Origin of the sequence: Sphingomonas sp. CCH9-F2 (assembly GCF_001556735.1) — a bacterium.
GTDB lineage: Bacteria > Pseudomonadota > Alphaproteobacteria > Sphingomonadales > Sphingomonadaceae > Sphingomonas > Sphingomonas ginsenosidimutans.
Map to the genome: position 1 here is coordinate 1 of NZ_LSJO01000283.1, position 2,118 is coordinate 2,118.

Below are 2,118 nucleotides of genomic sequence, written 5' to 3' on the forward strand. Positions count from 1 at the left end.
TCGCGCAGGAGGTCAAGAGCCTCGCCAACCAGACCGCGCGCGCCACCGACGATATCGCCGCGAAGATCGCCGCGATTCAGGCCGCCACCCACACCACCGTCGATGCCAGCGCCTCGATCAAGCGCACCGTCGCCGACGTGCAGGGATCGGCCAGCCACGTCAGCGAGGCGATGCGCCTTCAGTCGCAGACCGTCACCGCGATCACCGCGGCGGTCGACGAAACCGCGCTGGCCGCCGATTCCATGTCGCACACCATCGCCGCGATCCGCGAGGAGACGCAGGCGGTCGCCAACCAGATGGCGTCGGTCGGGGTCACGTTCGCCACGATCGGCGACCGGTTCCAGGACCTGCGCACCACCGCCAGCGAGTTTTCGGCAAGCGTGGCCTAATCACGCCGGCGGCGTTATGCGGCCGGGCATGACGCATATCCTGCTGACCGGATCGACCCGCGGCATCGGCGCCGCGATCGCCGCCCGGCTGTCCGCCATCCCCGGCGTGCGGCTGGTCGGGCACGGCACCGCCGCCGGCATCGCCGCCGACTTCGCCGATCCCGCCGGCGCCGACCATCTGTGGGAACGCGCGCTCGACCGGCTCGACGGGCGGATCGACGTCCTCATCAACAACGCCGGCATCTTCGAGGCCGCGCCGATCGATGCCGATGATGCCGACTGGCTCGCCGCGTGGCAGCGCACGGTGCAGGTCAACCTGACCGCCGCGGCGCAACTGTCGCGCCACGCGGTGCGCCACTGGCTGGCGCGGGAGAACGGCGGCCGCCTCGTCAACGTCGCCAGCCGCGCCGCCTATCGCGGCGACAGCCCCGCGCACTGGCATTATGCCGCGGCCAAGGCGGGGATGGTCGCGATGACGAAGACGATCGCGCGCGGCTATGCCGCCCAGGGCGTGCTCGCCTTCGCGATCTGCCCCGGCTTCACGATGACCGGGATGGCCGACGACTATCTCGCCAGCCGCGGCGGCGACAGGCTGCTCGCCGACATCCCGCTTGGCCGCGTCGCGCAGCCGGAGGAAGTGGCGGAGGTCGCGCGCTTCCTATCGCTCGATGCGCCGCCGTCGATGACCGGCGCGGTGCTCGACGTGAACGGGGCCAGCTATGTCCGATAAGGTCGACAGCTGGCGCGTCACGCTGCCGTGCACCCGTGCCGAGGCGGAGGCGATCGACGCCGCCGACGATCTGGTGATCGACGCGGTGCTGATGACCACCGAGGAGGTGGAGGACGATCGCAAACGCTGGCGGCTCGACGCCTATGTCGAGGATGAGCCCGACGCCGCGCTGCTCGCCGCGCTCGCCGCGCTGGTCCCCAGCGCCGCCGGAACCGCGCCGGTCGTCACCCCGCTGGGCGCGGAGGACTGGGTGGCGATGAGCCAGGCCGGGCTGGAGCCGATCCGCGAGGGCCGCTTCGTCGTCCACACCAGCGCGCATCCCGTCGCCGCGCCGCCGGGCGGCCGCGCCTTCCTGATCGATGCCGGGCAGGCGTTCGGCACCGGCCACCATGCCACCACCTCCGGGTGCCTGGCGATGCTCGACGGCATGGCCGACCGCGCCTTCGCCAATGTCATCGATCTGGGCACCGGCACCGGGCTGCTCGCCTTCGCCGCGCGTCACCTGTGGCCCGCCGCGACGATCACCGCGACCGATATCGATCCCGCCGCGATCCACGTCACGCGCGAGAATGCGGCGGAGAACGGTATCGACGCGCTCCACCTGATCGTCGCCGACGGCGCACTGTCGGACGATATCGCCGCGCGCGCACCCTATGACCTGGTCATCGCCAACATCCTCGCCGGCCCGCTGATCTCGATGGCGCCGGAGGTGGCGGCGATCGCCGCGCCCGGCGCCGCAATCGTGCTGGCGGGGCTGCTCGACACGCAGCGTGAACAGGTGATCGCCGCCTTCGCCGCATGCGGCTGCACGCTGGAACTGGTCGACCGGCGTGGCGACTGGACGATCCTTCGCCTTTCCGCTGGCACGACCCGCTACGTGCCGACGCGGCCGATCGACCCCAAGGGCCGCGACGGTTGGGCGCTCGATCTGTAGCGCGCCGGGCCGCGCGCGGCGTCCTCGCGCTCGCGCTGCTGCTCGCCGGCTATGTACTGGCGGGG

2 protein-coding genes and 1 pseudogene are annotated in these 2,118 nt (G+C 72.0%); all 3 read left to right on the plus strand.

The features are described 5' to 3' along the window. A pseudogene (locus tag AX685_RS22460) lies at positions 1-389 on the plus strand (methyl-accepting chemotaxis protein); the annotation flags it as partial. A 28-nt stretch (positions 390-417) separates the two neighbouring features. After that, positions 418-1,119 (plus strand): SDR family NAD(P)-dependent oxidoreductase, encoded by a 702-nt coding sequence (locus AX685_RS08590; protein ID WP_066487578.1) that lies wholly within the window; start codon positions 418-420, stop codon positions 1,117-1,119. Beyond that, positions 1,109-2,053, plus strand: coding sequence for a 50S ribosomal protein L11 methyltransferase (locus AX685_RS08595; protein WP_066487575.1), 945 nt, complete (start codon positions 1,109-1,111; stop codon positions 2,051-2,053). The genes AX685_RS08590 and AX685_RS08595 overlap by 11 nt, the downstream gene beginning before the upstream one ends. Positions 2,054-2,118: the final 65 nt, after the last annotated feature.